Raw genomic sequence first — 7,455 nt, 5'->3', positions numbered from 1 at the left:
TCAGGACAGTATTTCGTCCTGTGAAAATATTTACGCTCAACATATTCTCAGGAGATCCCGTCATGGCGACAGACGTTCTTGATTCCGTAGCAACCACTCCACGTATCCGACAGACCCAACTCCTGATTGATGGAGAGTGGCGCGATGCAGTCAGCGGAAAAACATTCGCGACGGTGAATCCCGCAACCGAAGAAGTGATTGCCGATGTCGCCGAAGGAGACGCCGCCGATATTGAACTGGCAGTCAAAGCCGCGCGAAGGGCATTTGAATCGGGCCCCTGGTCCAAGATGGATGCCCGCGATCGGGGGCGATTAATGAATCGTCTGGCGGATCTGGTGGAAAGTAACATCGAAGAACTGGCGGCTTTGGAATCGCTGGATAATGGGAAACCGATTCGTGACAGCCGCGCAGCCGATTTACCGCTGGTGATTGACTGTCTGCGTTATTATGCCGGCTGGTCTGACAAGATTGAAGGGGCCACCATTCCGATTCGGGGGAATCACTTTTGTTATACCCGCCGTGAACCGCTAGGAGTGGCAGGGCAGATCATTCCCTGGAATTTTCCTTTATTGATGACGGCCTGGAAATGGGCGCCCGCCTTGGCGGCAGGTTGTACGATCGTCATGAAACCCGCCGAACAGACGCCGCTCTCCTGTTTGAGAATGGCAGAACTGGCGATGGAAGCGGGCATCCCACCGGGAGTGATCAATGTGGTGCCCGGATATGGGCCGACAGCAGGGGCGGCGCTGGTGAAGCATCCGGACGTGGATAAAATAGCCTTCACGGGGGAAGATGCCACCGCGAAGATTATTATGGCCGATGCGGCCGCGACTTTGAAACGATTGACATTCGAACTGGGAGGCAAAAGTCCGAATGTCGTTTTTGCCGATAGCGACCTGGATGCTGCGGTTGCTGGTGCGGAATTCGGTCTGTTCTTCAATCAGGGACAATGCTGTTGCGCCGGAAGCCGGTTGTTTGTAGAAGAAGCCGTGCATGAAGAATTTGTTGCCAAAATTGTCGCAAAAGCAGCCTCGCGCAAGCTGGGTGACCCGTTAAATCCGGAAACCACACAGGGCCCGCAGGTCGATCAGGCTCAGATGGAGAAAATCTTAAGTTATATCCAGAAAGGGAATGCAGCCGGCGCTCAGTGTGTGACCGGGGGATCGCGGTTTGGTGACAAAGGGTATTTTGTTGAACCAACGATCTTTGATCATGTGACCGATGAAATGTCCATCGCCACTGATGAAATCTTCGGGCCAGTCATGAGCATCCTGTCCTTCAAGAACATTGATGAAGTGATTGCCCGGGCCAACAATACACAGTTTGGTCTGGCCGCCGCTGTCTGGACCCGCGATGTGAAAAAAGCACACCGTCTGGCCAACAGCATCAAAGCAGGCACTGTCTGGGTGAACTGTTATGATGTGTTCGATGCTGCCGCCCCGTTCGGGGGGTTCAAGCGGAGTGGAATTGGCCGTGAACTGGGAGCAGCGGGACTTGCCAGCTATACGGAATTGAAAACCGTCACGATGAGTCTCGAATAATTGCTTCGGCTCAGTAAAGATGCTTTGTGATTCGAAATGTGAGTCAGAACAGCGAAGGCGGAAAGTTCGAACCTGCTGTCCCATAGTGGTTTAGTATGATTTTTTACCATCCCACTTGTGGTGTAAGGATCGACCGATAATAAATATCTGCTATAATCTCGCCTTATCTGTACTCAATTAATTCGGAACAGGAAGTTCTAATGGGCTCATGGCATATCATTTTTACACTAGGGATGTTTCTGGCAGCAGGGCTGTTGTCAGGCATTTTGGCGGAGTTATTCCGTCTGCCTAAAGTGACTGCCTATCTGTTAATGGGAGTTTGTCTGGGGCCGGCGATCTTTGATGTGGTCCCACATCAGCATATTGAAGAATTAAAACCGCTGACCGATCTGGCGATGGCGCTGGTTCTGTTTGGTCTGGGGAATCACTTCACATTATCGCGCCTCAGGCGTTTGTTTCACCGTGTGCTGCCGTTGTCATTGAGTGAAATTCTCGCCACTTTTTTTATTGTGTTTGCAGGATTATTACTGGTCGGTGAGTCCGGCAGTGCTGCCATTCTGCTGGGGACAATGGCCATTGCCACGGCACCGGCGACCACCATTCTGGTTCTCAAGGAAATGCAGTCAGAGGGGCCGATTTCCGAGTACACGGGAATCCTGGTGGCGCTTAATAATTTCGCGTCGATCATCGCCTTTGAGGTCATTTTTGTCGCCGTCTATGTTTTCAAAGGGGACACACAGAGTGCTTCGGTACTCTCGCAGCTGGGCCATTTGAGTATGGACATCTTCGGTTCCATTTTCATCGGCATCTTCGGCGGATTGATGATCAGCTACGGCAATGCCGTCATCAAAGGCAGCCGCCGGATGATCATGCTCCTCGGAGTGATTGCACTGGCGCTGGGACTGTGTCGCACGACAGGTCTGCCTTACATGCTGACCTTTCTCGCGATGGGATTTACGGTAGCCAATTCGCTGGCTGAGGAAGACGTTCCCAAGGTGGAAGCAGAATTGAATCCACTCACCGGATTTCTGTGCGTGCTCTTTTTCATCATACATGGCGCCGAACTGGAGCCGAAGCAGTTTATGGAGGCCGGTCTGATTGGCGGAAGCTATATCGTCCTGCGTCTGCTGGGTAAATATTTCGGTATCCTGATTCCTGCCAGAATGCGTGGTGAAGAACCGGAAGTTTCTCTGTGGCTGGGAACCACACTGTTTGCACAAGCGGGAGCAGCGATTGCCCTGTCGGCGATTGCCGTCAGTCGCGACCCCGAATTGGGAAAACATCTGCAGACAATCATTTTAGGCTCGGTGGTGTTTTTTGAAATCGTCGGTCCCATTATGATTCGCCAGTCCGTGCTGCGGGCGGGAGAAGTCCCACTGATTAATGCGATTCACCATACCGCCGGTGATCCGATCAGCGAATTTCAGGCAATGATTCGGAGATTTCTGGTCTCGTTTGGTCTGCTGTCCGAAATTGATCAAGCTGCGGATCAGATTCTGGTAGAACAACTTTATCGAAAGAATGTCAAAGGGATTTCTCAAACAGCGACTTTTAATGAAGTCATCTCCTTCATTGAGCATAGTCACGACAATACATTCCCGGTGCTGGGCCCCAATGAAGAAGTTGTGGGTGTCATCCGCTATCAGGACCTGAGCAATACCTTGTTCGATCCCAAGATCGGTTCTCTGGTCAGGGCGGCGGATCTGGCGACCAGCCTCGAAACGGTCGTTTACCCTGACGATTCGTTATCACGCGTCTGGAGCAAATTTCGGGAAGGGTCTTATGATTGCCTGCCCGTCGTTTCAAGAGAGCAGCCGCATCGCATGCTGGGTGTGATTCGGCGCTGGGAAATTCTGAAGTATTATATCAAAGGCCATCGTTCCGCGCAGACTAGTGAGGCAAAGTGAACCCGCGTGCTTCAGACGCTATGAGCTGGAATTACAACAAACTATTGCGATCCAACAGAAAACCCCTAAACTGCATGAACAAATCAGATTTTCATGCTGAAAGTACTGGATCATCACACAGTTTTAATGAGGATTGTTTGCAGTGAATCGAGTCGCTTTAATCACGGGAATTAATGGTCAGGACGGTTATTATCTTTCCAGATTTCTGGAAAGCAAAAATTATGACGTGCATGGAATTACCTCCTGCAGTAAACCGGGGATCGGTGAGCCTCCTCGAAATTGCTACTATTGTGATTTTGCAGAAGGTTCTAATCTCAATCAGATTCTGACGAAAGTACAGCCGGATGAAATCTATCATCTGGCGGCCCAGAGCCATGTGCGGCTTTCGTTTGACATCCCCGTTTATACCGCTGAAGTGACCGGCGTGGGTACGCTCCGTCTACTGGAGGCGTTACGGTATTATGAGGAACAGAGCCAGAAAAAAATCCGTTTTTATCAGGCCTCTTCCAGCGAAATGTTCGGTAAGGTTGTCGAATCTCCACAAAGCGAGACGACTCCCTTTCACCCGCGCAGTCCGTATGCGTGTGCCAAAGTTTTCTCCTACTGGCAGACGATCAATTACCGGGAATCGTATGGCATGTTTGCCTGCAATGGGATTCTGTTTAATCATGAATCTCCACAGCGCGGTGAAGCATTTGTTACCAGAAAAATTACCAAAGCAGTGGCGCGAATTAAACTGGGCCTGCAGGACAAACTCTTTCTTGGAAATATCGATGCCAAAAGGGACTGGGGTTTTGCAGGCGACTATGTCGAAGCGATGTGGCTGATCTTGCAGCAGGAAAAACCGGATGATTTTGTCATCGGAACGGGAGAAACGCATTCCGTGCGCGAATTTCTCGAAGCCGCTTTTAGCGCGGTGAAACTGGACTGGAAGAAATATGTCGAGATCGATCCACAGTACTATCGTCCTGCGGAAGTCGAATTACTCTGTGCAGACCCGACAAAAGCACGCCAGAAACTGAAATGGGAACCTAAAGTGACGTTCGAAGAGCTGGCGCGGCTGATGGTGGAAGCCGATCTGAAGTTGACCGAGCAGCAAAAAATCCTCGATGCAGCGAAATCCTGAGTCAGTCCACTCTTTCCCACTTCCAGCGCGGATTCAGCACATGTCAATTCGAAAAGAAATCGAAGACCTCCGACAGAAAATCGAGCATCATAACCGTCTCTATTATCTTCAGGCAAAGCCGGAAATATCGGATCGTGAATTTGATCGATTAATGAAACGGCTGGAACAGCTGGAAACCGATCACCCGGAATATGATGCTCCGGACAGCCCGACGAAAAAAGTCGGGGGGGCTCCGATTGAGGGATTTCAGACTGTGGCGCATCGTCTGCCGATGCTGTCGATCGATAATATCTTTGAAGAGGAAGGGCTCAGGGAATTTGAGACCCGCATCTGTAAACTGCTGGGCGAAGAGCAGGTGGAGTTAACCGCGGAATACAAGATTGACGGGGTCGCCGTTTCGCTGATTTACGAGCACGGTCAACTGGTTCAAGGTGTGACGCGCGGTGACGGGCAACAGGGGGATGACATCACGCATAATGCGCGTACCGTCGGCGGTGTTCCGTTACGCCTGCAAACGAACGATCCTCCTGAATTACTGGAAATCAGAGGCGAGGCGTTTATCAGCAATTCTGACTTTCAGATTTTGAATGTGGAAATGCAACGGCAGGGAAAAGAGCCGTTTGCCAATCCCCGAAATACGACGGCGGGAGGCTTGAAACTGCTTGATCCCAAACTCTGTGCAACGCGAAAGATACGTTTTTTCGCGCATGGAATCGGAGCGGTCGCCGGCGTCGATTATCAAACACATCTGAATTATCTGGCTGCGATTCAGGAAATGGGAATTCCGGCGACACCGAATGTCGAGGCTTTTCCGAATCTGGAATCAACATTACAACACGTGCAGTCGATGATGGATGATTTACATACTCTCGATTTTGAAGTCGACGGGATTGTGCTCAAGGTCAACCGGTTTGATCAGCGCGAATTGCTGGGAAATACATCGAAAAGTCCACGCTGGGTCGTGGCTTATAAATGGGAACGTTATGAAGCGGTGACCAGAGTCGATTCGATCGACTTTCAAGTCGGCAAAACAGGAACGGTCACTCCCGTGGCGAATCTGGAGCCGGTTCAAATCGCCGGGACATCGGTTGCCAGAGCCAGCTTGCACAATCGCGATGAAATGGAACGCCTGGGCATTCAGATCGGTGACTGGGTAGTGGTGGAAAAAGCCGGGAAAATTATCCCGCATGTGATCCGGGTTGAAGAACACCTGCGCGATGGAACACAACAGGAACTGGAATTTCCGAACCACTGTCCCGAATGCAATGCAGAATTAGTCAGAGATGAAGGAGGAGTTTATATACGCTGTCCTAATCCAGATTGTCCCGCGTCGGTCCGCGAAACACTGCGTTTTTATGCTTCGCGGCAGGCAATGGATATTGAGGGGATGGGAATCAAGATGATTGAGCAACTGCTCGATCAGGGCTTCATCAAAGGACTGGCAGATATTTATCGGCTGCATGAGCATTATGGTCAACTCGTCACGCTGGAACGCCAGGGAGAAAAGTCGATTGAGAATCTGCTGGAAGGAATCGAACGTTCCAAACAGCAACCCGTCTGGCGGTTGCTGACCGGTTTGAACATTCGGCACGTGGGCACCAGTAATGCGCGTATTCTTGAAAAACAGTTTGGAACCATTCAGGAGATCGCGCAGCAGAGTGTTGAAGATCTGGCTGCCGTAGATGAAATCGGCCCTGTGATCGCAGAATCGGTGCATACTTTTTTTCATTCCGATTTTGGCATCAAACTCATTCAGGAATTGCAGTCGCTGGGCCTGAATATGGGAAGTCCCGTGGAAAAAACAGAACAAACACCGGGAATTCTCGATGGAAAAACGCTTGTGGTAACAGGAACCTTACCCAGCCTGACCAGGGACGAAGCCAAAGAGCTGATTCAAAAGCATGGCGGTAAAGCCGCGGGAAGCGTTTCTGCAAAAACCGATTATCTACTGGCCGGGGAAAAAGCGGGCAGTAAATTGACGAAAGCAGAGGAACTGAATGTTCCCGTGTTGTCGGAAAGCGAATTTTTAGAGATGTTAAATGAAACGGTTTGAGAGAACAAAATCGTTATTCCGCGTGCGGAATATTCTGCGATAGATTCATCTGTTTCAGTCGGTCCAACCGGTCGTTTAAATACGGTTCGTTCCGATATTGCTGTTCCAGCCCCCAGAGATCCATAAACACTCTGCCTTGCTTCAGGTTCAGGCACGCTTCCAGGGTTGCTTCGACAGTTGAAAATTGCGGCGCAGAAAACTGGCCCGCCTGTTCCAGTAGTTCGAGCATGCCATTACCGGAACGAGTTGGAATAATAGAGCAGCATTTCACTCCCCGCGAAAAGGCATATTCAACCGAACGAATGGCCCATTCAAAACCTTCCTGTTCTTCCATGAATGGCGGCTTCAACAGAATAAACGCTCTGGTCGAAATTGAGTGACTTAACAGAAACTCGACAGCTCTGGAAAAGTCATCCAGAGTCATCTTCTTATTCAGTGCCTGCAAAACCTGTTTATGAATGGTTTCCAGCCCTAATGCGATTTCCAGTTGTCCGCTGATAATTTGCTGAAAGTCCAGGCAGGACTGATTGCACAGCAGGGGATGGTTCTCGACGATCACCCGCTCATAGGGTTCTACTAACGAGGCGATTTGAGAAAAATCTTCGCGGGGAATCGCTTTCGGATCAAAAAAGTTTCCGCTATTGTACAATTTGATTTGTCTGGCGGGCGGGAGTTTTGCCAGAGCGTACTCTATTTGCTGCGGAATCAGGCCGGGCTCCAGTGTGTAATCCGTTGTATTTTTCCAGAGATCACACATCAGGCAATGAAAAGGACATTCGCGATTCGTCAGAAAGAGTGTAGAGATTTCTGTTACATGACCTTCTGCGG

The 7,455-nt window shown here is 50.2% G+C and carries 5 protein-coding genes; 4 read left to right on the top strand and 1 reads right to left on the bottom strand.

The features are described 5' to 3' along the window. Positions 1–62: 62 nt before the first annotated feature. From Q0294_RS03395 to ligA, 4 genes are all read left to right on the top strand, one after another. A complete protein-coding gene (locus Q0294_RS03395) occupies positions 63–1,541 on the top strand; it encodes an aldehyde dehydrogenase family protein (RefSeq protein ID WP_299460930.1) in 1,479 nt (492 codons plus the stop codon). A gap of 200 nt (positions 1,542–1,741) precedes the next feature. Continuing rightward, positions 1,742–3,448, top strand: a complete 1,707-nt coding sequence (locus tag Q0294_RS03390) for a cation:proton antiporter (protein WP_299460928.1) — start codon at positions 1,742–1,744, stop codon at positions 3,446–3,448. Positions 3,449–3,590: 142 nt separating this feature from the next. Further along, positions 3,591–4,574 (top strand): GDP-mannose 4,6-dehydratase, encoded by a 984-nt coding sequence (gene gmd, locus Q0294_RS03385; RefSeq protein WP_299460926.1) that lies wholly within the window; start codon positions 3,591–3,593, stop codon positions 4,572–4,574. Positions 4,575–4,614: 40 nt separating this feature from the next. Continuing rightward, positions 4,615–6,627 (top strand): NAD-dependent DNA ligase LigA, encoded by a 2,013-nt coding sequence (gene ligA / locus Q0294_RS03380; protein WP_299460924.1) that lies wholly within the window; start codon positions 4,615–4,617, stop codon positions 6,625–6,627. Positions 6,628–6,640: 13 nt separating this feature from the next. Here ligA and Q0294_RS03375 read toward each other — a convergent pair. After that, positions 6,641–7,455: radical SAM protein (locus Q0294_RS03375; RefSeq protein WP_299460922.1), on the bottom strand; the 815-nt coding region annotated here is incomplete at its 5' end.

Source organism: uncultured Gimesia sp., from assembly GCF_937919775.1.
Lineage (GTDB): Bacteria > Planctomycetota > Planctomycetia > Planctomycetales > Planctomycetaceae > Gimesia.
Note: the sequence above shows the minus strand (reverse complement) of the source record. Positions and strands in the feature narration are given on the sequence as shown.

What these genes read in the sequence shown, in the direction of transcription:
- Q0294_RS03395 (WP_299460930.1), top strand. Translation starts at nt 63, where the DNA reads ATGGCGACAGACGTTCTTGATTCCGTAGCAACCACTCCACGTATCCGA.
- Q0294_RS03390 (WP_299460928.1), top strand. Translation starts at nt 1,742, where the DNA reads ATGGGCTCATGGCATATCATTTTTACACTAGGGATGTTTCTGGCAGCA.
- ligA (WP_299460924.1), top strand. Translation starts at nt 4,615, where the DNA reads ATGTCAATTCGAAAAGAAATCGAAGACCTCCGACAGAAAATCGAGCAT.